This is a genomic window from Vibrio sp. 10N.261.51.F12, assembly GCF_041471725.1.
GTDB lineage: Bacteria > Pseudomonadota > Gammaproteobacteria > Enterobacterales > Vibrionaceae > Vibrio.
In genome coordinates, this window is the sequence record NZ_JBFROV010000009.1 from 129,576 (window position 1) to 153,030 (window position 23,455).

The 23,455-nt window shown below is 45.2% G+C and carries 24 protein-coding genes; 12 read left to right on the forward strand and 12 right to left on the reverse strand.

The window, feature by feature from the left end; all coding sequences use genetic code 11:
- Positions 1 to 14 precede the first annotated feature (14 nt).
- Together mdh and AB4405_RS05290 are read left to right on the forward strand one after the other, a co-directional pair.
- Positions 15 to 950 (forward strand): malate dehydrogenase, encoded by a 936-nt coding sequence (gene mdh, locus AB4405_RS05285; RefSeq protein ID WP_372059925.1) that lies wholly within the window; start codon positions 15 to 17, stop codon positions 948 to 950.
- Between the two features lie 180 nt (positions 951 to 1,130).
- Positions 1,131 to 1,322 (forward strand): hypothetical protein, encoded by a 192-nt coding sequence (locus AB4405_RS05290; protein WP_102469958.1) that lies wholly within the window; start codon positions 1,131 to 1,133, stop codon positions 1,320 to 1,322.
- A gap of 155 nt (positions 1,323 to 1,477) precedes the next feature.
- On the opposite strand, the gene ispB is transcribed toward AB4405_RS05290, so the two are convergent.
- Positions 1,478 to 2,449 carry an octaprenyl diphosphate synthase gene (gene ispB, locus AB4405_RS05295; protein WP_372059927.1) on the reverse strand — a complete coding sequence of 324 codons (972 nt, stop codon included), beginning with the start codon at positions 2,447 to 2,449 and terminating at the stop codon, positions 1,478 to 1,480.
- Between the two features lie 272 nt (positions 2,450 to 2,721).
- Here ispB and rplU point away from each other — a divergent pair, with 272 nt between their 5' ends.
- The 7 genes from rplU (at position 2,722) to folA (ending at position 8,038) form a co-directional block, all read left to right on the forward strand.
- On the forward strand, positions 2,722 to 3,033 hold the full coding sequence (rplU, locus tag AB4405_RS05300; RefSeq protein ID WP_005437376.1) for a 50S ribosomal protein L21: 312 nt from the start codon (positions 2,722 to 2,724) through the stop codon (positions 3,031 to 3,033).
- Positions 3,034 to 3,053: 20 nt separating this feature from the next.
- Positions 3,054 to 3,308, forward strand: coding sequence for a 50S ribosomal protein L27 (gene rpmA / locus AB4405_RS05305; RefSeq protein WP_102469868.1), 255 nt, complete (start codon positions 3,054 to 3,056; stop codon positions 3,306 to 3,308).
- Positions 3,309 to 3,579: 271 nt separating this feature from the next.
- Positions 3,580 to 4,752 carry an Obg family GTPase CgtA gene (cgtA, locus tag AB4405_RS05310; RefSeq protein ID WP_102469869.1) on the forward strand — a complete coding sequence of 391 codons (1,173 nt, stop codon included), beginning with the start codon at positions 3,580 to 3,582 and terminating at the stop codon, positions 4,750 to 4,752.
- A gap of 254 nt (positions 4,753 to 5,006) precedes the next feature.
- Entirely contained in the window at positions 5,007 to 6,062 is a 1,056-nt protein-coding gene (locus tag AB4405_RS05315; RefSeq protein WP_102469870.1) for an FUSC family protein, read from the forward strand.
- Positions 6,063 to 6,168: 106 nt separating this feature from the next.
- On the forward strand, positions 6,169 to 6,936 hold the full coding sequence (locus AB4405_RS05320; protein ID WP_102469871.1) for a threonine/serine exporter family protein: 768 nt from the start codon (positions 6,169 to 6,171) through the stop codon (positions 6,934 to 6,936).
- Positions 6,936 to 7,415, forward strand: coding sequence for a threonine/serine exporter family protein (locus AB4405_RS05325; RefSeq protein ID WP_372059929.1), 480 nt, complete (start codon positions 6,936 to 6,938; stop codon positions 7,413 to 7,415). The genes AB4405_RS05320 and AB4405_RS05325 overlap by 1 nt, the downstream gene beginning before the upstream one ends.
- A gap of 140 nt (positions 7,416 to 7,555) precedes the next feature.
- Positions 7,556 to 8,038 carry a type 3 dihydrofolate reductase gene (gene folA, locus AB4405_RS05330; RefSeq protein WP_372059930.1) on the forward strand — a complete coding sequence of 161 codons (483 nt, stop codon included), beginning with the start codon at positions 7,556 to 7,558 and terminating at the stop codon, positions 8,036 to 8,038.
- 77 nt (positions 8,039 to 8,115) lie between these two features.
- Here the strand turns inward: folA and AB4405_RS05335 are convergent, their stop codons facing one another.
- From AB4405_RS05335 to lptD, 6 genes are all read right to left on the reverse strand, one after another.
- Positions 8,116 to 8,919: a symmetrical bis(5'-nucleosyl)-tetraphosphatase gene (locus AB4405_RS05335; protein WP_372059931.1), complete on the reverse strand. Its 804-nt coding sequence runs from the start codon at positions 8,917 to 8,919 to the stop codon at positions 8,116 to 8,118.
- Between the two features lie 49 nt (positions 8,920 to 8,968).
- Entirely contained in the window at positions 8,969 to 9,349 is a 381-nt protein-coding gene (gene apaG, locus AB4405_RS05340; protein WP_372059932.1) for a Co2+/Mg2+ efflux protein ApaG, read from the reverse strand.
- Between the two features lie 52 nt (positions 9,350 to 9,401).
- On the reverse strand, positions 9,402 to 10,211 hold the full coding sequence (rsmA, locus tag AB4405_RS05345; protein ID WP_102469876.1) for a 16S rRNA (adenine(1518)-N(6)/adenine(1519)-N(6))-dimethyltransferase RsmA: 810 nt from the start codon (positions 10,209 to 10,211) through the stop codon (positions 9,402 to 9,404).
- On the reverse strand, positions 10,208 to 11,227 hold the full coding sequence (gene pdxA, locus AB4405_RS05350) for a 4-hydroxythreonine-4-phosphate dehydrogenase PdxA (protein WP_372059933.1): 1,020 nt from the start codon (positions 11,225 to 11,227) through the stop codon (positions 10,208 to 10,210). Before pdxA ends, rsmA begins: the two co-directional genes overlap by 4 nt.
- Entirely contained in the window at positions 11,214 to 12,518 is a 1,305-nt protein-coding gene (gene surA / locus AB4405_RS05355; RefSeq protein WP_372059934.1) for a peptidylprolyl isomerase SurA, read from the reverse strand. The genes pdxA and surA overlap by 14 nt, the downstream gene beginning before the upstream one ends.
- A gap of 107 nt (positions 12,519 to 12,625) precedes the next feature.
- Positions 12,626 to 14,947 (reverse strand): LPS assembly protein LptD, encoded by a 2,322-nt coding sequence (lptD, locus tag AB4405_RS05360; RefSeq protein WP_372059935.1) that lies wholly within the window; start codon positions 14,945 to 14,947, stop codon positions 12,626 to 12,628.
- 153 nt (positions 14,948 to 15,100) lie between these two features.
- Here lptD and djlA point away from each other — a divergent pair, with 153 nt between their 5' ends.
- Complete coding sequence (djlA, locus tag AB4405_RS05365) at positions 15,101 to 15,940, forward strand: co-chaperone DjlA (protein ID WP_102469959.1); 840 nt, start codon at positions 15,101 to 15,103, stop codon at positions 15,938 to 15,940.
- Entirely contained in the window at positions 15,937 to 16,482 is a 546-nt protein-coding gene (locus AB4405_RS05370) for a DUF924 family protein (RefSeq protein WP_372059967.1), read from the forward strand. The genes djlA and AB4405_RS05370 overlap by 4 nt, the downstream gene beginning before the upstream one ends.
- An 88-nt stretch (positions 16,483 to 16,570) precedes the next feature.
- Here the strand turns inward: AB4405_RS05370 and AB4405_RS05375 are convergent, their stop codons facing one another.
- The 5 genes from AB4405_RS05375 to leuA form a co-directional block, all read right to left on the reverse strand.
- Positions 16,571 to 17,350 carry a DUF547 domain-containing protein gene (locus AB4405_RS05375; protein ID WP_372059936.1) on the reverse strand — a complete coding sequence of 260 codons (780 nt, stop codon included), beginning with the start codon at positions 17,348 to 17,350 and terminating at the stop codon, positions 16,571 to 16,573.
- Positions 17,351 to 17,577: 227 nt separating this feature from the next.
- Positions 17,578 to 18,180, reverse strand: coding sequence for a 3-isopropylmalate dehydratase small subunit (leuD, locus tag AB4405_RS05380; protein ID WP_372059937.1), 603 nt, complete (start codon positions 18,178 to 18,180; stop codon positions 17,578 to 17,580).
- 13 nt (positions 18,181 to 18,193) lie between these two features.
- Entirely contained in the window at positions 18,194 to 19,594 is a 1,401-nt protein-coding gene (gene leuC / locus AB4405_RS05385; RefSeq protein ID WP_372059938.1) for a 3-isopropylmalate dehydratase large subunit, read from the reverse strand.
- Between the two features lie 81 nt (positions 19,595 to 19,675).
- Positions 19,676 to 20,764 carry a 3-isopropylmalate dehydrogenase gene (gene leuB, locus AB4405_RS05390; RefSeq protein WP_372059940.1) on the reverse strand — a complete coding sequence of 363 codons (1,089 nt, stop codon included), beginning with the start codon at positions 20,762 to 20,764 and terminating at the stop codon, positions 19,676 to 19,678.
- Between the two features lie 81 nt (positions 20,765 to 20,845).
- The gene (gene leuA, locus AB4405_RS05395; protein ID WP_102469885.1) at positions 20,846 to 22,393 is read right to left on the reverse strand and encodes a 2-isopropylmalate synthase; all 1,548 of its coding nucleotides are present in this window, start codon (positions 22,391 to 22,393) and stop codon (positions 20,846 to 20,848) included.
- Between the two features lie 387 nt (positions 22,394 to 22,780).
- On the opposite strand from leuA, the gene AB4405_RS05400 reads away from it, so the two are divergent.
- Positions 22,781 to 23,431, forward strand: a complete 651-nt coding sequence (locus AB4405_RS05400) for a TetR/AcrR family transcriptional regulator (RefSeq protein WP_372059941.1) — start codon at positions 22,781 to 22,783, stop codon at positions 23,429 to 23,431.
- Positions 23,432 to 23,455 lie beyond the last annotated feature (24 nt).

Here is a 23,455-nt window from a genome sequence, read left to right on the forward strand (position 1 = left end):
CAAGGAGAACGCCCATGAAAGTAGCTGTCATTGGTGCCGCAGGTGGCATCGGCCAAGCTTTAGCCCTTCTATTGAAAAACCGCCTCCCTGCTGGTTCTGATTTAGCCCTTTACGACATTGCACCGGTCACCCCAGGCGTTGCTGCTGACTTAAGTCACATCCCAACTCCTGTTTCTATTAAGGGCTATGCGGGTGAAGACCCAACTCCGGCTCTTGAAGGTGCTGACGTGGTACTAATTTCTGCTGGCGTCGCTCGTAAACCTGGTATGGATCGCTCAGACTTATTTAATGTGAACGCTGGCATTGTAAAGTCGTTGGCTGAACGTATCGCGGTAGTATGCCCTACAGCATGTATCGGTATTATTACCAACCCTGTTAATACTACGGTTCCTATTGCTGCGGAAGTACTTAAAAAAGCGGGCGTTTATAACAAGCGTAAGCTGTTCGGCATCACGACATTAGATGTGATTCGCTCAGAGACATTCGTTGCTGGTTTGAAAGATAAAGATCCTGGTGATATCCGTGTTCCTGTTATTGGTGGTCACTCTGGCGTAACTATTCTCCCGTTGCTGTCTCAGGTTGAAGGGGTTGAGTTTACTGCTGATGAAGTGGAAGCGCTAACGAAGCGAATTCAAAACGCAGGGACTGAAGTGGTTGAAGCGAAAGCCGGTGGTGGTTCAGCAACGTTATCGATGGGCCAGGCTGCATGCCGTTTCGGTTTAGCATTGGTGAAAGGCCTGCAAGGTGAAGAGAACGTTATTGAATGCGCTTATGTAGAAGGCGAGGGCGAACATGCTCCGTTCTTCGCACAACCCGTTAAATTGGGTAAAGATGGCGCTGAGGCGGTGTTAGGCTATGGCGAATTAAGTGACTACGAAAAAGCAGCGCTGGATGGCATGCTCGAAACACTGAATAAAGATATTGAGCTTGGCATCGAATTCGCGAAATAACTTTTTAGCGATAGTATATGTGTAACACGATAATAAATATCTATAAAGTGATGACCGTAGCAATATAAGTGTATTGATACAGAGTCATATTAATGAAAACCGATCTTTTTAAGATCGGTTTTTTGATCTATACCCTAACTATCTCGGTATACATGACTACGATAAGAGTGAGGGATGATCATGGATATAAAAGATGTTTCACGAGGGATGTGGGTTGAGTCTCAACACGGTGTAGGAAAAGTACTTGTTGTAGACGAGGTGTCGGGGTCTGTGTTGGTCGCACCGACAGGTACTGAACTGCAGTGGGCGCTATCTGTTGATGAAATAAATGAAAATCTTCAACTTCATAACGGTTGCGACCAGTATTACTAGGGTTGATCGACATCATTATTGGGATGACGCAACGGTGCTCGCTCGCGAGCGCTAGAGTCAAAATAAACACATAGAGCGACACTTAATTAGTTTTTGAGCGTCGCTCTGTGTGTTTATCTGATGTGCTTATTATAAGCCAACACGCCTGTAAAGCTCTACGCGGTTCTTTTGACCGCCATGTAAGCAAGTGCGATAAGGGCATCCTTATATATGCTTCCAGGCAATATATCGAGCTCAGCAATCGCTTTGTCCGCTTCTCTGTACGCTTGCTCCTCGGTGTAGACTAATGAGCCGACACGCTTCATTGTCGCGAGAATAGCGTCAATTTTATCAATACCGTTAGATTTCTCAATCGCCTCTCTAATCATCGCCGTTTCTTCGGGCTCACCATGTTGCATGGCATGGATGAGAGGCAGTGTTGGTTTCCCTTCTGCTAGGTCATCGCCAACATTTTTACCCATATCGTCACCGGATGAGGTGTAATCCATTACGTCATCGATCAGTTGAAATGCGGTGCCTAAGTATTTGCCGTAGTTTTGCAAGGCGAGCTCGGTTTCAGGTGAAGCCTCGTTGAGAATGGCACCGACTTGAGTTGCCGCTTCGAATAATCGAGCGGTTTTTGAGTAGATGACCTGCATGTAACTGGCTTCGGTAGTATTGGGGTCATTACAGTTAATTAACTGTTGCACTTCGCCTTCAGCGATCACATTCACCGCGTCACTCATCAATTCTAGGATTCGCAACGAACCAAGCCCAGTCATCATTTGGAAAGAGCGAGTGTAGATATAATCACCTACTAAGACGCTGGCGGCGTTACCAAAGGCGGCATTTGCCGTCGCTTTCCCACGGCGCATATCTGATTCATCAACCACATCATCATGCAATAAGGTTGCAGTATGAATGAATTCGATAAAGGCTGCAGCCGTCGTGTGAGCTTGTCCTTCATAGCCTAAGGCTTTTGCTGATAATATCGCCAACAGAGGTCTAATGCGCTTTCCGCCACTGTTGACAATGTAGAAGCCCAATTGATTGATAAGGCTAACCTCAGAATTCAATTGAGCTTGAATCGTTTCGTTCACTTTTACCATGTCACTAGCAGTTAGTGATTGGATAGCTTTAAAATCCATTACGTACCCGGTTGAGCATAGAGCCTATAAGGCTTAGTCGATTATTATAATTTGTGAATAATACACTAAAAAACGTTGATTAATACATGCTTAAAAGGCATTATTGCCGCACTTTTCTTTGGCGATTAGCTTTTCGCCAAAATTTTTAAAATATGGCTTGTCATAGGATAATGGTTCGCGTAGAATCTGCGCCCTATTGATGATTAGTTTAGCGCACACCCTCATTGTTCAAATAACAATCAAAAGGCTGTGCGGAAAAAGCGGAGTAAAATATGTACGCTGTTTTCCAATCTGGTGGCAAACAACACCGAGTAAGCGAAGGTCAAACCCTTCGTTTAGAGAAATTAGACGTTGAAACGGGCGCAACTGTAGAATTTGATAAAGTTCTTCTTGTTGCTAACGGCGAAGAGATCCAAGTTGGCGCACCTCTTGTTGAGGGCGGTAAAGTGGTTGCTGAAGTAGTACAACACGGTCGTGGCGATAAAGTTAAAATCGTTAAGTTCCGTCGTCGTAAGCACTCACGTAAGCAACAAGGTCACCGTCAGTGGTTCACAGAAGTGAAGATCACTGGTATCAACGCTTAATCGATTAGGAGAGTTTAACAATGGCACACAAAAAAGCTGGTGGTTCTACTCGTAACGGCCGCGATTCAGAAAGCAAACGCCTAGGTGTTAAGCGTTTTGGTGGTGAAGCTGTTCTTGCAGGTAACATCATCGTTCGTCAACGTGGTACTAAGTTCCACGCTGGCACAAACGTTGGCATCGGTAAAGACCATACTCTTTTCGCTCTTACTGAAGGTAAAGTGAAATTTGAAGTTAAAGGTCCTAAAAACCGTAAGTTTGTAAGCATCGAAGCTTAATAATTACGCCTAGCGCCTAATTATTAATTAGCTTTTAGCTGAATTCAAAAGCCCTGCCGATTCGGCAGGGTTTTTTATTTATAGGCAGTCGATAGAGACGAAGCTCTCCTTACTATTATCATAATAGGTTCAGTGGGGAATCGTCTCTGTCATCTGCTAAAATGTAGTGATAATTGTTTTAGCTTAGAGGAATGTTGATGCGCAGTTATATTATGCAAATCAACCGATGAGACTCTAAGATATACACGCGAAGAAGTAGTCGGAGTAAGAGATGAAGTTCGTAGATGAAGCGGTAGTAAAAGTCCAAGCTGGTGACGGCGGTAGCGGCGTTGTGAGTTTTTGGCGAGAAAAATTTGTGGCTAAGGGCGGCCCAGACGGCGGCGATGGCGGCGATGGCGGTGATATCTACATCGAAGCTGATGAGAACCTTAACACATTGATTGATTACCGTTTTCAGCGTTTTTATGATGCCGAACGTGGTCAGAACGGCCGTGGCGGTAACTGTACGGGTAAACGTGGTAAAGACAAGGTCATGAAGGTACCGGTTGGTACTCGTGCTGTTGATATCCATACCAATGAAATTGTTGCTGAAGTCGCTGAGCATGGCAAAAAAGTCATGGTCGCCAAAGGTGGCTGGCACGGTCTTGGAAATACTCGATTCAAGTCGTCAGTTAACCGTGCACCACGTCAGAAAACACTGGGCACTAAGGGCGAGCTTCGTGAGTTAAGGCTTGAGCTTCTCTTGCTTGCTGATGTTGGCATGCTAGGTTTACCTAATGCAGGTAAATCGACATTTATCCGTGCGGTTTCTGCAGCAAAACCCAAGGTTGCCGATTATCCGTTTACTACGCTGATCCCTAGCTTAGGTATGGTTAGCGTCGTTCCTGAGAAGAGCTTTGTTGTTGCCGATATTCCTGGTCTTATTGAAGGCGCAGCGGATGGGGCTGGTCTAGGTATTCGATTCCTGAAACACCTTGAACGTTGTCGAGTGTTGTTGCATGTGATCGATATCATGCCTATTGATCAATCGAGCCCGATTGAAAATGCATTGACGATCATCGATGAACTTGAGCAATATAGTGAAAAGTTAGCGGGTAAGCCTCGCTGGTTAGTCTTCAATAAAGTTGATTTAATGTCGGAAGATGAAGCGGATGTAATCATTCAAGAAGTGATTGATGCGCTAGGTTGGGAAGACGATTATTTCAAGATCTCCGCCGTGAACAAGCAGGGCACAAAAGAGCTTTGTTATAAGCTAGCTGACTTTATGGATACATTGCCTAGAGCGCAAGAAGAGATCTCTGAAGAAGAGAAAGTCGACTTTATGTGGGATGATTATCATAAAGATGCGATTGCCGGCAAAGATGTTGTTACTGAAGACGGCGATGACGATGATGATTGGGATGACGAAGAAGATGACGGTCATGTCATTTATGTTCGTGACTAAATAATCGCCGTTGTTTGTCTCGCTCTAAAATGCGCCGACAGTTGAACGTGATAAAGCCGCAATGTTATGTTGCGGCTTTTTTGTGCCTGTAGCATTGGAGCCGACGTATTTATCAGGCAAACTCAACAAGAGAGAATTAATATTAGCAATTAGCAATTAGCAATTAGCAATTAGCAATTAGCAATTAGCAATTAGCAATTAGCAATTAGTAAGTTATAACTAAACACTCGTCATTAATAAGGAATACGGAATCAATGGATTTGAACCGTAAAATATCAACAGCAGATGCGTTTATCTTTAAATACTATCGTGCAGTTCACGGACTTCGTATTTCGACGGCGTTCGTTATCACGCTCATCGCCACGACGTATCTGGACTTGCCAGAAAGTACTTGGGTTCTCATTACGCTCGTGGTTGTCATTGGTCCTATATCTTACCTTGGTAATGTTTTGCCTCGGGCTTGGCATAGAACCTTAGGCACATTAATCGGTGCAGTCTCCGGTGTGCTTGCAATATATTTAGGGCAGTGGTCGCTGGGGCTTATGTATCTTTGGTGCGGCGCTGTGATGTTTATGAGTGCTTACTTTGCGCTAGGAAAACGACCCTATGTTGGCTTGTTGGTTGGCATTACGTTGGCCGTCACCATAGGGGCGAGTAACCATGATATTGAGATTGCACTGTGGCGAGGCTTAGATGTCACGCTAGGTTGTGCATTAGCGGTGCTCTTTTGTTTTATTTACCCTCAGCGAGCATTTATACATTGGCGCATGAGACTTGGGGGGGCACTCAATAGCTTTTCAACGATTTATCAGCTTTCCTCTTCGCCAAATGTGGTAGAAAAACCCAATATTGAGCGCTACCAAAAGCATCTAATGAAAGAGATGGTGACGCTACGAAGCTTGATTTCTCCATCAGTCAAAGAGTCAAAATTAAACGCTCAGTTGCTTGAAGCTATTCAGGTTTATCTCCGAAATATGGTGTATGCCCTTGAGCTATTGCATACCTCCTATTGGAGTGATCGGAATAGCCATTTAAACATGCTTTGGTCAAAGGAGCTAACGCAATGCCAGAAAGTCATACACACAGAGATTAAAGCCTTGTCCAATCTTGTGATCACGGGAGAATTGGTTTCCGATTTTTCAGGCCAAGAGCTTCAAGACCTAATGAATGAGCTTAAGCGAAGTATGCCGACGATTGCGGGAGATGAGATAAGTATTAATGGTTATTTGTGGTTGAATATAAAAGTGATGGAGGACTTGGTGAACCTGAGGCGCCTAATTATTTATTCTCTTAACTTGTCCCAGGAATAAGGAAATTGATGATTATATTCATCAATTTTGGCGAAAATTCACATACTACGTATCTAAATCACTTTAAAATAAACGTCTTATCTTTTATCAAGAATGTGAAGTTGGAATGGACTCTAAGCAACGTGCTGTATCACGTTTAATTGCTCAATCAGGACAAATGTTATTAGCGCATGGTGCGGAAAGCACCCTAGTGGGGCATATCACATACCGTATTGGTATTGCGGCGGGTATGGATGAAGTCGAAGTATCATTGTCGGCAAGTTCAATAGTGGTCACAACGGTTTATCAAGAACATTGTGTGACGACCGTGAGAAGAAGCCCTGATAAAGGGCTAAATATGCGAGTGGTAACCCAAATCCAACGGATTTGTATCATGATGGAGAAAGGTATTCTGGATTATGAGCTAGCCCAGAAAAAGCTTCATGCGATTAGCCCTGAGCGCTACAATCGTTGGATTGTCGTGGTAATGATAGGCCTTTCGTGTGCGGCATTTAGTCGATTGGCTGGTGGGGATTGGCCAGCATTTATGATGACATTCTTAGCCGCTTCTGTCGGAATGATAGTCAGGCAAGAGATTGGGCATCGTCACTTCAACCCACTATTGAATTTTTCAGCCACGGCTTTTGTCACTACATTAATTTCCGCGCAAGCGGTGTTGTATGATGTTGGCGATCACCCTCAATTGGTCATGGCCTCTTCTGTTCTTATGTTGGTACCAGGCTTTCCCTTAATCAATGCGGTCGCTGACATGCTCAAGGGATATATAAACATGGGGATTGCCCGCTTTGTTATGGCGAGTCTACTTACGCTCGCAACCTGCCTTGGCATTATTGGCGCAATGAGTTTGACGAACGTTTTAGGGTGGGTTCAATAATGGAGCTTATTGGATTCAACCTTTTAATCGCGTTGCTCAATGACATGTTTTTCGCCGCGATACCCGCGGTGGGGTTTGCTTTAGTGTTTAATGTGCCCCAAGGCGCTTTGGCTTATTGCGCGATTGGCGGAGCAATTGGTCATGGTTGTCGTTTCCTCATGATGCACTATGGTATGCCGATTGAATGGGCCACATTTTTTGCAGCGACAATAGTGGGGTGCATCGGGGTCCATTGGTCGCATAAGTTTTTGGCTCACCCGAAAGTATTCACGGTCGCTGCTATGATCCCTATGATCCCTGGCGTATTTGCTTTCAAGGCGATGATCGCTATGGTCGAGATTAATCACCTCGGCTTTACCCCTGAATTGCTCGCGACCTTGATGGAGAATTTTTTAAAGGCGATGTTTATTATCGCCGCGCTTGCTATTGGCTTAGCGATACCAGGGCTGCTATTCTACCGTCGCCGTTCAGTAGTGTGAGCACAAAGCACTCCGTTGAGAGTCGTTGAGCGAATCATGGCTCAGGGGGCTTTGGCTTTCTTGTTATTTACTTCACTGCGTATTGATTAGCTCAAGGTTTACAGCTCACAAGGTTTATAGCTCAATAGGATAAAGCAACAATGATCATCAGTATGATAGCTGCCATGGCAGACAACCGAATTATTGGTAAAGAGAATCAAATGCCTTGGCATCTGCCCGCCGATTTTATGTGGTTTAAGAAATGTACCATGGGTAAACCTGTGATTATGGGAAGAAAAACCTATGACTCAATTGGTCGCGCCCTTCCTGGCAGGCGTAATATTGTCGTGAGCCGAGATGCGAACCTGACCATCGAAGGTGTCGATACGGTCACCTCGCTAGAGGAAGGTATTGCATTAGTCAGTGATGAAATTGAGGTTATGGTCATTGGTGGTGGTTCGTTTTATTCACATTGCTTGCCGCTAGCAACGAAGCTTTATTTGACCTTTATTGACGCAGAGATTGATGGGGATACTCAATTTCCACAATGGGGCGAGGATTGGATAGAAACCTATAATGAGCCGTTTACTGCCAATGAAAAGAATCGCTACAACATGAATTTTGTGGTGCTTGAAAAACAATAGTAACGTATTACTAAAGCAGTAGTATTGATACGCTCGACGACAACATTGTCGTCGAGTCTCCTACATAGATTTAGATTTCATAGCGCAGCTTGAGAAAATAGTGTTTTGTCTTCCCAGCGAATCATGGTGAGAGTCCCTCCCCAAACGCATCCAGTATCTAAGCCAATCACATCGTCACTCATGTAACCACCTAGTGCGGCCCAATGTCCAAACAGTACTGTTTTTTCAAGTGGTTGCCTTGCCGGAACCTTAAACCAAGGAATGAGTTCATTCGCTGGCATGTCTTCAGGTGGTAATTTACAAGCCATATCTAAGCGGCCATCGTATGAGCAGAAACGCATACGTGTAAAGGCGTTGATGATGTACCTATCACGCTCTATACCCGCTAGTTCAGAATGCCATTTATCAGGTTCATTGCTGTACATGTTTCTTATGAGAGTTTCCCAGTGGTCACGGGCCAGTTTGTCTTCAATTTCTTGTGAACACTCACGCGCGATAGCAAGGGTCCAGTCTGGAGAAATACCCGCATGACAAACAACAAAATCATCATGCTCGAGAAGCAGCGGTTGCTGACGTAGCCAAGTGAGCAACTCGGTACAATCTTCCGCTTCTAATATTGGTAGGGTCTTATCTTTTGATTTAACTCGATGAACCCCCAAAGAAACCGCGAGTAGGTGAAGATCATGATTGCCAAGGCAAATCTTTGCGGAGTCGCCAAGACTTTTTAGGAAGCGCAGAGTTTCAAGGGACTTATTCCCTCTTGCGACTAAATCTCCTGCGACCCAAAGGGTGTCAAGGCTGCTATTAAACGAAACGGTAGAAAGAAGTTGTTTGAGTTCATCGAAACAACCCTGAATATCACCGACAATATAATTGGCCACACATTACCTATAGATATTGAAAATAAAAAGAAAACAACAATGAGCAGTACTAGTTAAGGATATTGGGAAGCGCTAGGCGAAAGGGCTCAACTTCGGCCGTAAATTCATGGCCTTTTTCATCTAACATAATGTAATGACCCTGCATTACACCCACGGGGGTTTCTATTGCAGTACCGCTGCTGTAGGTGTATTCGTCATAACCTGCAATCATAGGTTGCTGACCGACGACACCTTCGCCCTCTACGGTCATTTGCTTCCCATTAGCATCGGTGATAAGCCATCGGCGACTGATCAGCTGGACGGTTTCTTTGCTGAGATTTTTGATGGTTATGATATAAGCGAAGACATAGCGATGATTGTCAGGATCCGATTGTTCGGCAATATACTTAGTGTGTACTTGGCATTTTATACAAGGGGAAGAAGTGTCCATATATCTTTCCTTTACCTAAAAAAACGCCTAGCACAATGTGCTAGGCGAGGGGTTAGTTTGTATGGTTGTCTTCAAGCCAGTTTGCCATCGCAACAAATTGCTCAAGCGTCAGGTTTTCTGGTCGCATACTTGGGTTGACACCCAACTCTTCCAGAACCTCTATGGATAATAACGAGCGATAACAGTTTCGCACAGTTTTACGACGCTGGTTAAAGCCTTCTCGGCACACACGCTCTAGCCATTTAATGTTCTTTGCTGGGTGAGGGAGAACCTCATAAGGCATCAAGCGAACAACAGCGGAATCAACCTTTGGTGGCGGTACAAATGCAGTTGGTGGAACCTCTAGAACAGGAACAATCTTGCAGTAGTATTGTGCCATAACGGTTAAGCGACCATAGGCTTTGCTACCAGGGCCTGCCGCAAGACGGTTGACGACTTCTTTCTGCAGCATGAAGTGCATGTCTTGAATGTCTTTATGAAATTCAAAAAGATGGAACATCAGCGGCGTTGAGATATTGTATGGTAGATTACCGAATATACGCAGCTTGTTGTTTGGCTTCACTAATTGGTTGAAGTCGAAACGCATCGCGTCGCCTTCATGTATCGTGAGCTTATCAGCAAGTTCTGGGTGATTACGTAGTCGCGCAGCCAAGTCACGGTCGAGCTCAATAACAGTGAACTTATCGACTTCTCTACCAACGGGTTCTGTAATTGCGCCAAGACCAGGGCCAATCTCAACCAAGTTTTGTCCTGGTCGCGGATTGATCGATGATACGATACCGTCAATGATGTACGGGTCGTTCAAAAAGTTCTGACCAAAACGCTTTTTCGCTTTGTGCCCTAAGTGGACATCATTTTTCATTGTCTGCTCTCTACTAATTCTATCGCGTATGCTAATGCTGTCTCAAAGCTGCCAAAATCTGCAAGGCCTGTGCCTGCGAGATCTAAAGCAGTGCCATGATCAACCGACGTCCTTATAAAGGGTAGACCAAGTGTGATATTAACTGAACGACCAAAGCCCTTGTATTTAAGTACTGGGAGGACTTGATCGTGATACATACCTAAAACAGCGTCTGCATCGCGTAAGTATTTGTCATTAAAAATCGTATCGGCAGGTAATGGGCCAATAAGATTGTAACCTTTTTCCGTACGAAGGCTTTCTAAGGTCGGTGTGATCGTATCGATCTCTTCTGAGCCAAGAACGCCATCTTCACCAGCGTGAGGGTTTAATCCACACACGTAGATGGTTGGATGATCAATACCAAATTTGTTGACAAGGTCGTGATGTAAAATATCAACGATACTTGCCACGCGCTCTTCGGTTATTGCGGCTGGAACCTCACTCAAAGGCAGATGGGTTGTCACTAATGCCGTTCGTAGACCTTCAGTCGCGAGCATCATAACAACAAGCGGTGTATTTGACACCTCTGCAAAGAACTCAGTATGACCACTAAAACTCACGCCAGCGCGGTTGATCACCCCTTTATGCACAGGGCCGGTGACAATAGCATCAAATTCCCCGTTCATACAGCCTTTTGCTGCTTTTTCTAGCGTATTTAATACGTATTGGCCGTTTGACGGATCAAGCTTTCCTGCTTGAACGGAAGTAGCAAGTGGTTCATGCAAAACAACCAGGGTGCCCGCTTTATGCGTATCATGACAAGCCGGGTCGTAGTCGAGAAGCTCGAGAGGCGTATCTAGCTGCTTAGCGCGTTCTGTAATGAGCGTTTTATCCGCACAGATGACGATTTGATAGGGCCATTCCCTTTGTGACAAGGCAACCACGAGGTCGGGACCAATCCCAGCAGGTTCACCTGCCGTGACAAGGATTCGTCTTGTCTCGCGCAACGTGGCATTTACTTCGCTAGTTGCTGGCATCGTCATCTTCCTCGTCCGTTATCATTTCAACAAATGCACTGGCTCGAATCTCTTGCATCCAAGCGGAGGCTTCTTCATTAAACTTACGATTGAATAAGATGCGATACGCTCGGTTTTGCATTGCTGAGCCTGTTTTGTCTACTTCACGTCGGTCAAGGACTTCGACAATATGCCAGCCATGCACGGTTTTAAATGGTGCACTAATTTGACCAATAGGCAGTGTTTCTACCTGATGTTTAAACTCAGGGACATACAGCTCAGGGGTTTGGTAACCTAACTCACCACCTTGCGCCGCAGAGCCTGGGTCAGCACTGTATTGTTCTGCTAATTCGGCAAAGGTGGCCTCACCGGATTGAATCTTCTGGATATAACTGTTGAGGGCACGCTTGACGCCTTCATCACTTAAAATAACGGTTGGTTTGATTAGGATATGGCGCGCATTAACCTCGGTAACCGACACGGTTTCTAGGCCTTTGACATCTTCAATCTTTAAAATGTGGAAACCGACGCCACTGCGAAATGGACCAATGATGCTACCTTTTGTCTGCATTTTGATTTGGTCTGCAAAAATGGTGGGCATCTCTTCTTTACGCATCCAACCCCAATCACCACCCTCAAGTGCTTTTGGGCCTTTTGAGTAGGTATAAGCCATGGTTGAAAAATCTTCACCATTATTGAGTTTGGCCACGATATCTTTGGCTTGTGCTTCGACTTCGTTTTTATCTTCGCCATCGTTAAAACGTAGTTGGATATGACGAATTTTATAGGTTACTGTGGCGTTGCTTTCTTGCGCTAAGATTTCAGCTAGGTTATCCACCTCTGCTGGTAAAATATTAATACGTTGCCTGACCATCGCGTTGCGAGCCTCACTGGCCGCAATCTCATCACGAATCTGTTCACGAAAAGAGCCCCAACTTAACCCTTCTTCCGTGACAGTTTGACGTAACTCTTCTACTGTTTGTTTGTTGTTTTTAGCGATGTCTTTAAGGGTATCCTCAAGGCGATTATCATCAATCCGAACACCAATTCGTTCTGCTTCTTGAAGTTGAAGTTTCTCAAGAATCAATTTATCTAGGATTTGCTCTTGTATGATGTCTTGTGACGGCAATTCTTGATTATTTTTCTTCGCATTGGCGAAGAGCGTTTTAGTCGCTGAATCAATGTCGCTTTGTAAAATTACGCCATCGTTAACCACGATACGCACTCGATCTAGTTCTACTGGTGCAGCAAAGGCGCTCAGCGTCACGGCTGCGAGTAAAAGGGAAGAGAGAATCTTACTTGTTAATTTCATCGATATTCCTAATGTAAACTTCACCAACTGTCGTTATGTGACTAAGAGTCGATGAAGCGTATAAAGTTCCTAGTATGACTTTGTTACGTGATCCTAGTGAGTGAGGCTTAGTCATTTAGAATAAATGGTCGGCCATACTTCAGGGCGTTACCGTTAGGTGGCTCAGGTGCTTTTGAACTGCCGCCAAGTCCGGTAATACCAAAGCTCAAGCGAACATTATCTTCGAAGTTTGCACCGCCGATACCAACAATGCCTGACTCCCAACTTCTTAATTGTCGGCTGTAGTCTACACCGAGATACCAACAGTCGGAGTGGTATTCGAGTTTCGCTAGCCATTCGACGGACACTTTTTCGGTCATGTCGTAGTAATACTGTCCGGTTGCTATCCAGTTTTTATTCACTTGGTAGCCGCCCATAAAGCCGACTTGGTTAATGCCGCTTCTTGTCAGTTTATCAAGTTCATCCGTGGTATAGCTATTAACACTCTCGATATATTCTTTGGTGACATAACGGTAGTTCGCTTGAATAAAGTCATCTTGAATGCGGTATTCAATCGCACTATTGGCGAGAGACACGGCTGAAGAGTCGATATCGTATTGAACGCCTCCATGGTAGGAGATGCGGTCATTATAGATAAAGTCTGTTTCTACCGCCCACGATGAGTAGTTCGAATTGGCATCATCATTAGAGGTGTTTGGGTTTTTATTGGCCACGTCTAGGTAGTAAATTTGACCAAATGAGATCGCAAGGCGTTCTTTTTGTCCATCATCATAAAAACGCGATGTAGCACCGTAGCTGATCTGATTGGCCGCTGCAATCTTATCGACACCACTGTATCGGCGGCTACGGAACAGGCCGTAGTAATCGGTTTGAAGCAATGTGGTATCGTAATTGTAGATGTTGCTTTGATCAACCTCTGGTACATACAGGTACTGAATTTGCGGTTCCAGGGTTTGTGTATAGCCTTTTATAAAGGCCGTATCACGCTCGAGCACCACACCTGCATGAGTTCTAAATTCAGGAAGTGACCGCGTGACTGTTTCGTCTAAATCGGCGACAACAGTTGGGTCACGACCGTCTAGATCTTGTTGATAATGAGTCAGCATGTAGCGCGCTTCAGTGGTCCATGTGCCCCAAGTGTTTGATAAAGGCAGCGTGAAACCTGGTTCAATGTGTACACGTGTTGCTGAAGGTTTGTCTTCGTCGTCAGTCTCAAACCTAGAAATATGGCTCACCATGTCAAAGTTGACGGTGCTGTAAATATCGGGACGATAGTAGTTAAATTCGAATTGAGGCATCAATTGGTAAGGCTTGGTGTCGTCAACCAGAATTTGGAAATCTTGCACGGTGAGCGCCGCATCCCAATACTTGTCACGGTAACCGAGACTGCCCTTTTGAGATAGCTGCCCTTCAGAGCGACTACCTACGCTGGAGTCTAAGTCTTGAAAGTAGTCGTTGTCACTGACTTGGGAGTAGTCAAGGTCTAGCTTCCAATGCTCACCAAAACGACTGTTATTTTTATACTGGACAGCCCAGCGATCACCATATTCAGGGTATTTGTCATCGTTCGCTAAATATTCGGCATCCAGTGTTCCATTACTGGTTCCGGTGAGATAGCGAAGATTACCTTTGAGTTGGAGTCCACGTGTCTGCATATAGTGGAACGTGGTCAGTAGGTCGTAGTTTGGTGCAAGATTCCAATAGACAGGAACCTGTAATTCAAGACCGTTTTTTGACCCCAAAGATAATGATGGGAACAAGACGCCAGTCTTTCTTTTACCACTGATTGGCATGCTCATATAAGGCATATAGAAGATAGGGACATCCTTCACCTCTACACGGCTGCCGTATAGGGTTGCGACCTCGGCTTCTTGGTCGACTTTTATATCGTCGGCAAGAAATCGCCAAGAATTGTCATCCTCTGGACAGGTAGTAATTGAGCCGTCCTCGATTTGATACATCGATTTGCCCGTTTTAGAGACATAGACTGCTTCACCACGGCCGCCGCCACATAGCATTTTATAGGTGCTATTTTCAGCTGTGATTTCATCTTTGTTGAGATTATTGGTGATTTTATCGGAGACGGTTTTTAGTTGCCCGTCTTCTAGGGTGACGTTTCCTTCCGCCACGACGATATTTTCATCCTGATGCAGCGTCACGCTGTCGGCAGTAATGGTTTTATTGCCCTGAACCACCACAACGTCACCTTTATAGGTCGCACGTTTGCCATTGATCGCCTCTAATGAGTTTGCTTCAATGTTGATTGGCTCTTGATTGGAGTCGGAACTTTGGGCAGTATCAACAGAGCACTGGTCTGTTGGTGGCATACTTTGCCCTTTATTTGTCGATGTATCTTCGGCGTGTGCGTAAGACGCGAGCAGCGCAGCAGCAATAGAGGCCGCTAGATATGAGCGTGAATAACGTGACATCGAGTTGTACTATCCTGTTTAACTTGATTCATTCTATTGAATTCGATTGATATTGAATCGTATATAAGACGGTTCCTATCATAAAGGAAATTGACCTTACAGACACTAGTAGACTGCGAATCAACGCAAAAATTCATAGATAGAGAGCACATAATACAAATGATTGGAAAAATTTTAGGTGTATTCTTTGGCATGCTGTTCGGCGGAGCACTGGGTGCTTTGTTTGGATTGTTTCTGGGGCATCAGTTTGATAAAGCCAGGCGAATCAACCGTGGCGGGTTTAATCGCGGGGGCTTTGGCGGTGTCAACCAAGAAGAGCGCCAACAAGAGTTTCTGAATTCGGCGTACTCCGTCATGGGGCATGTTGCTAAAGCTAAAGGCCAGGTTACGGCCGAGGAGATTCAGCTTGCGACCATCATGATGGATCGCATGAACCTTAATAGTGAGCAAAAAAAACAAGCTCAGAATGCCTTTAGAGAAGGTAAAGAAGCCGACTTTCCTCTCGACCGTATTCTCGACAAGGTCAGGATCTCGTCTGGCGGTCGCCATGATTTATTGCAATTCTTTTTAGAGCTGCAGATATCAGCCGCGTTTGCTGATGGCAGTATTCATCCGAGCGAGCGAGATGTACTGCATCGAATTGCAAAAGGATTAGGTTTTTCTGCTGAGCAGCTGGAACAACGACTGCGCATGCAAGAGGCGGCATTTCGTTTCCAACAAGGGGGCGGCCAATATCAAGGCGGTCAATCCGGCGGTTGGCAACAAGCGAGCAGTGCTTCTCAGCTTTCTGATGCCTATAATGTACTTGGCGTAGACGAATCGGCGGATGCGAAAACGTTAAAACGTGCCCACCGCAAGCTAATGAATGAACATCACCCCGATAAGCTTATGGCGAAAGGCTTGCCACCAGAAATGATGAATGTGGCAAAAGAAAAATCGCAAGAAATTCAAACAGCCTATGACTTAATTAAGAAAGCGAAAGGTTTTAAATAATGATGGAATACAAGGATGTATTATCGTTTTGGTTTGAAGAACTTAGTGCAAGTGATTGGTTTTCGGGAGCGAGCGAGATTGATAGTTTGATCGCGGATCGATTTAGCCATACTCATACCATAGCGGCAGCGGGCGGGCTGCAATCATGGCGCACCAACGCCCAAGGCCGTTTGGCAGAGGTCATTGTTTTGGATCAATTCTCTCGAAACTTGTATCGAGGGAAACCGGGGGCTTTTTCTTCTGACACGGTCGCGTTGGTGCTTGCTCAAGAGTGCATTGCGTTAGGGTTAGATAAAGATCTTCCCGCCAACGAACGTACTTTTCTTTACATGCCCTTCATGCACAGTGAGTCGTTAAAGATTCACGAGCATGCGGTACGACTGTTTACCGACAATGGCGTAGAATCTACTCTCGATTTTGAATTGCGCCACAAAGCGATTATTGAACAGTTTGGTCGTTACCCGCACCGTAATGAGATCTTGGGACGGGAGTCGACCTCGGAAGAACGGGCGTTTTTGACACAACCGGGATCAAGCTTTTAATTCATCCGCTTACTAAAACGGCAGCGCTAAGATGCGATATTGATTCTATCCGCTTTGTGCTGCCTGCTCCGTACGGTGTGGGATGAGGCTATTTAGCATTGAGATCCCAATTATAGTCGTAATCAACCTTTCCTTTATAAGTTTCAAACTCCGGGCGATACTGACTAATGTGCGCGTTTACACCACCATCAGCGGCAAAGTCACTCACAAACCATTCATAAATAGAAGAGAGCGTCGCCTTGCTTGATTGTAGGTTGACGCCTTTGTCGCTGTTGATAAATTGCGTTGCTGCTTGTTCGAGAAGTACATCCGTATTCATAGAAGTAAACGCTTGTGGTTGAAGGTTTGGGCAACCGAGGCTGGCACAATTCACCGCGTAATGCGTGCGCGGGTCATTCCATATTGGGCGAAGGATTCGATGCTCAATATCATTTAGTGTGAGTGCCTTACCTGAGATGGTGACGACATCATCTCCCCATGGTCCAAAGCTAAACAGTCCACCGAGCTTGGTAATCGATTTTGTTGGATAATTATCAAGGATAAGGTCAACGGTAATCGCGTTATATAAATTCACCCAGTACGCGTATTGCTCGGCTTTGTTTAGCTGCTTGGGATCCATTTCAGCTAATTGTGCAATGTATTGCTTGAGATTTTGCTTGTCATTGGAAGACACTCGAACGTAACGCAGCAGTGTATTGTCGCCCTCGCTAACGAGATAGCGGTCCAAAAACGTTTGCCATTGTTGATGAGAAACCACCTGGCTATTGGCTTCATTACTGACATTCCAGAATGCCCAAAGTTCGGACTTGGGTGCGGCGATCACATTAGTGGCAAGGAAAAGAATAAGAAGCGATAACAGTCGAGTCATAGTCAGCATGTCCGTATTGAGAGCGATATTTTAAAAGACCCAATTTAAAGCGATTTTCTTTCAATGTGAGCAAAAAAAGCACTCAAATTAAATGGAGTCACGTTGATATTTTTAGTCGTACAGAGAGGAGTTTAGACGCTGAAAGGGTGAGGCGATGGCAGCGTTGTTTATTCGTATAAAAAATCCCGGCACAAGGTCCGGGATCATACTGGTTAATGGCTGATAAATTACTTCAAAAAGCTCGGGATCTGAGCTTCGTACGCCGCGATTTTATCAGCGTGTTGAAGGGTTAAACCGATATTATCAAGGCCGTTTAATAGACAGTGACGACGGAATTCATCAATCTCGAATTGGTATACTTTGCCATTCGCCTTAACCGTCATAGACTCGAGATCGACGGTGACCTCCGCACCCTCATTGTCGGCAACAAAAGTGAACAACTCATCCACCTCTTGTTCCGTCAGGCGAACAGGGATCATCTGGTTGTTGATCGAGTTGCCGTAAAAAATATCAGCGAAACTCGGGGCTATCATGACTTGAATACCATAATCGGCCAACGCCCATGGTGCGTGTTCTCGAGATGAACCACAGCCAAAGTTTTCGCGTGCAAGCAAAATACTCGCACCTTGGTAGCGAGGGGCATTCATGATGAATTCAGGGTTTGGTTGTTGACCCTCATTATCGAGAAAGCGCCAGTCGTTGAAGAGGTGCTGACCAAACCCAGTACGCGTCACTTTTTGTAGAAATTGCTTCGGAATGATCGCATCGGTATCAATATTCGCGATATCCAAAGGGACGACTAATCCGGTGTGCTGTTTAAAACCTGTCATGTGTAATTCCTTATTAGTCCAATTCTCTGATATCAACAAAATGACCAGCAATCGCGGCAGCAGCGGCCATTGCCGGGCTAACTAGATGCGTACGACCATCTCGACCTTGGCGGCCTTCAAAGTTACGGTTGCTGGTTGATGCGCAGCGCTCTTGAGGACCTAGACGGTCGTTGTTCATCGCTAAACACATGGAACATCCCGGTAAGCGCCATTCAAAGCCAGCTTCTTTAAAGATGACATCTAAGCCTTCTGCTTCTGCTTGTGCTTTTACCTGTTCCGAGCCCGGTACAATCAGTGCTTGAACATGAGAGGCGACACTACGTCCCTTAGCTATCGCAGCAGCGGCACGCATATCTTCGATACGAGAGTTAGTACATGAACCGACAAAGACCTTATCGACGTTGTAATCGGTCAGTGACTTACCGGCTTCTAGGCCCATATAGGCGAGTGCTTTTTCTGCGGATATTTTTTCAACTGGATCTGCAAAATTACTAGGATCAGGGATAGGTTGGTCAACGGCGATCACTTGACCTGGGTTGGTGCCCCAAGTTACTTGCGGTTTGATATCGGCACCATTTAGGGTGACCACGGCATCGAATGTCGCATCGTCGTCGCTTTTAAACGTATTCCAGTACTCTACTGCCGCGTCCCAATCTGCGCCTTGTGGGGCAAATTTACGGCCTTTGATGTAGTTTAGCGTCGTCTCGTCAGGCGCAATAAGACCGGCTTTGGCGCCGAGTTCAATTGCCATATTACACACGGTCATGCGGCCTTCCATTGAAAGGTCGGTAATCGCTTCACCACAGAATTCTACAACGTAGCCAGTGCCGCCTGCTGCTGTCGTTTTGCCAATGATGGCCAAGACGATGTCTTTTGCCGTCACGCCGGGTGCAACCTTACCTTTAACTTCAATCTTCATTGTCTTAGCACGAGATTGTTTTAGGGTTTGTGTTGCCAGTACGTGTTCAACCTCAGAGGTACCAATACCGAACGCAAGGGAACCAAAAGCGCCATGCGTTGCAGTGTGCGAGTCGCCACAAACAATGGTCATTGCGGGTAGGGTAATGCCAAGCTCAGGCCCCATAACATGCACAATGCCTTGGTATTTGTGGTTTAGATCATACAGAGTGACCCCAAACTCCTCACAGTTTTTAGAGAGCGTTTCCATCTGGATTCGAGCCATCTCACCTGAGGCGTTAATGTCTTTGGTTGTCGTTGAGACGTTGTGATCCATGGTCGCAAAAGTCTTACCGATTTGACGAACTTGACGGCCTTTTTCACGCAGCCCATCAAAGGCTTGTGGTGAGGTCACTTCGTGCACCAAATGGCGATCGATATAAAGGATTGGGTTTTCACCTTCGGCTTCTACGGCGATGTGCGCATCGTAGACTTTTTCGTAAAGTGTTTTCGACATTGCTCAATTCCTTGCTGTTGGTCTTGCGCTAATAATGGCTTAGCGCAAGCAGGGTATTCTTATTATGTGTCAGGTCGTTACTTATGCATTGGTAATATAGCTGGCGATCTTGTCACCCATTTCAGAGGTGCTCAACGCTGGCTTATCACCTGATAAATCCGCTGTTAGCTCGCCTGCTGAAAGTGCTTTGCTTACTGCTGCTTCGATATCTTGAGCGGCCGCTTCTTCCCCTAGGCTATAACGAAGCATCAAGGCGGCGGATAAAATTTGTGCGACAGGATTCGCAATGTTTTTGCCTGCGATGTCCGGCGCCGAACCGCCTGCGGGTTCATACAGACCAAATTGACTTTCATTTAGGCTTGCTGATGGCAACATGCCCATTGAACCTGTAATCATGGCGCACTCATCTGAGATAATGTCACCAAAGATGTTTGAGCAAAGCATGATATCGAATTGTGACGGGTCTTTAATCAATTGCATCGTCGCATTGTCGATGTACATATGGTTGAGTTTTACGTCGGGGTAATCTTTAGCGACTTCTTCCACGACTTCACGCCATAAAATAGAGCTTTGCAGCACGTTAGCTTTATCGATGGAGTAGACATTTTTATTGCGCAGACGGGCTGACTCAAACGCAATCTTGGCAATACGTTCGATTTCATAGCGGTGGTATACCTCAGTATCAAACGCTTTTTCTGTTGGTCCTTCCCCTTCACGACCTTTAGGTTGGCCAAAGTAGATGCCACCCGTTAGCTCGCGTACGACAACAATATCAAAACCATTTGCTGAAATGTCAGCACGTAGCGGTGAAAAGTCCTCTAATCCAGCATGGATCTTTGCAGGGCGCAGGTTGCAGAAAAGTTGGAAGTGCTTACGTAAGGGAAGTAAAGCACCACGCTCTGGTTGATCGTTTGGTGCTAGGTGCTCCCACTTAGGACCGCCGACCGAACCAAACAAGATCGCGTTCGAGTTTTCACAGCCTTTAACGGTATCTTCTGGAAGCGGACAGCCATGGTTATCAATCGCGATACCGCCAACATCAAATTCTTCGCATTCAAACGTAATGCTGTGCTTTGCTTCAATTGCATCCAATACTTTATGTGCTTGAGCCATTACTTCTGGTCCAATGCCGTCGCCTGGTAATACTGCAATCTTATATGTGCCTGCCATGGTGTCCTGTTCCTTACGGTTTGTAATTGCTATAAATTATTTATTTTCAATATGTTGTGTTTTCTATAGAGCGCCTAATAATTACACGGTCTCTACTTTTTTCTGTTTGATTTCTTCTACTTGGTTCGCACGGTGGATACTGTTGATAACGTGCAGTAAGGCTTGGCCTGATGCCTCTACAATATCGGTTGATACACCGGTTCCGTGGTATTTTCGACCCTTGTAATTCGCAATGATGTCAGCTTGACCTAAGCCATCCTCGCCTTCACCTTTTGCCGTCAAATCAAATTTGTCTAGAACAATATCGTATCCAGTTACACGGTAAATGCATTGGTAAAGAGCGTCAACCGGACCATTGCCCACAGCAGCTTCACATTGCTCTTCTTCGCCACACTGGATCTTGATGCTGGTGGTTGCCATCACGCTACCAGATTGCACGCTTAGATAGTTCAGTTTATAGAAATCATCTTCTTCGCGCAGATTAGAAAAGTGCATTAGGGCTTCTAAGTCATAATCAAAGACCTGGCCCTTACGGTCTGCAAGTTTCAAGAAATCAGCATATAAAGCGTCTAAGTTGTATTCTTCTGGGTTGTAGCCCATTGAATCCATGTGGCTCTTAACCGCTGCGCGACCGCTGCGACTGGTTAGGTTTAGCGCTTTGTTTTTAAGACCAATAGACTCAGGTGTCATGATCTCGTAGGTGTTTTTGTTCTTCAACATACCATCTTGGTGGATGCCAGAGGAGTGGCTAAATGCGTTTGCACCGACAATCGCTTTGTTGTCTTGAATAGGCATATTACACAATTGGCTTACTAGCTTACTGGTACGGTGAAGCTCTTGATGATTAAGTCCAGTATGTACACCTAGTAATTCTTGGCGCGTTTTGATGATCATTGCAACTTCTTCAAGAGAGCAGTTACCCGCGCGTTCGCCTATGCCATTGATGGTGCCCTCAATTTGACGTGCTCCTGCCTGAACGGCGGCAATGGAGTTAGCAACGGACATTCCTAAATCATCGTGGCAGTGCACAGAAATGATGGCTTTATCGATGTTTGGCACGCGATTAAATAGGGTTTGGATAATGCCGCCAAACTCATTCGGTACGGTGTAGCCAACCGTGTCTGGAATATTAATCGTTTTAGCGCCGGCATTGATGGCGGCTTCAACCATGCGACATAGGTTGTCGATAGGGGTACGACCCGCATCTTCACAAGAAAACTCAACGTCATCGGTGTAGTTACGTGCATGCTTTACGGCTTGTACGGCCATTTCAACCACATCATCATAGCTGCGGCGCAGCTTGTCTTGAACATGTACAGTAGACGTAGAGATAAACGTGTGAATACGGAAGGCGTCAGCAACTTTTAGTGCCTCTGCTGCAGCATCAATGTCTTTGGCTACCGCTCGTGATAGCGCGCAAATGCGACTGTTTTTGATGTGTTTCGCGATGGTCTGTACAGACTCAAAATCACCTGGCGATGAAATTGGGAAGCCTGCCTCGATAACATCGACACCTAAACGTTCGAGAGCGAAAGCGATTTGCAGTTTTTCTTTTACTGTCAAGCTTGCTGAAAGTGCTTGTTCGCCGTCACGCAACGTAGTGTCAAAGATAATTACCTGGTCATTCATATTTGCTTCCTCTCTGTACAGGTTAATCGTTTACGTCCTGTTCGATTGATATAAAAAAGCCCGCATCTCGATGCGGGCTTTAAGAAAATTCTTAGTGGTGTTTTTCAGACACTGGCTACCCGCGCGTTTTGTTCACGATAAGAAGGAGGCTCAGCAGGAGAGAAAAACGTAATGTCATTGTTATACATTCCACAAAATTTGGTTAACAAATTAGTACCGCACTCACACTTTCCCGTCAAGTCTTTCCTGATATTTTTATGGTTATCGGAGGAGTTTGTGTGGAAATCATTAATTAATCATTTGATTAAATAATGATGAATTTAAAGGCTCATCTTATGCTGCCAATTCATTCTATAATTAATCGATGATTAATAAGTGAGATAAGCAATGCATGATGATGAATCCTCGATCAAAAGAAAGGTTGGGCGACCGAAACAACAAACAGACACGAGAGATAAACTGTTGACTCATGCGCGCGACCTTTTTGTCGTTATGCCTTATGACAAGGTGTCGACTCGTCTCATTGCCCAACGAGCGGGGGTCAATATTGCCATGATCCGGTATTATTTTGGCAATAAAGAAGGCCTGTTTGAAAACATGATTCGTGAAACCGTGCGACCGATCAAGCAAAAAATGAACGATATTTTTGAGCGAGATGATCATAAAAACGTATTTGAGTTCATGCGAATCTATTATCACGAAATGAACAAGGTTCCTCAGTTCCCTAGGTTGATGTCTCAGGTTATGCACATGCCGCCATCGACGACGCAACGGCGATTGTTTGAGAAAGTATTTTCTGATCTTGGCCGTCCTGATCATGACATGATGTTCGGCAGATTACAGGCTGCAGGGTACCTTCGTGAAGGTCTTGACCCTAAGTTATGTAAGCTCTCACTTATTGCTTTGATGGTGTTTCCTTTTATAGCACCTCCCGCCATGTTGCAATTGCATGGTATTGAATTAACCGAGTCTTTTCTCGATAAATTACTTGAGCACAATATCCAGCTCCTGACGCGTGGTTTACTGCGCGATAATTAAATATAAATCAGAATGATAAAGATT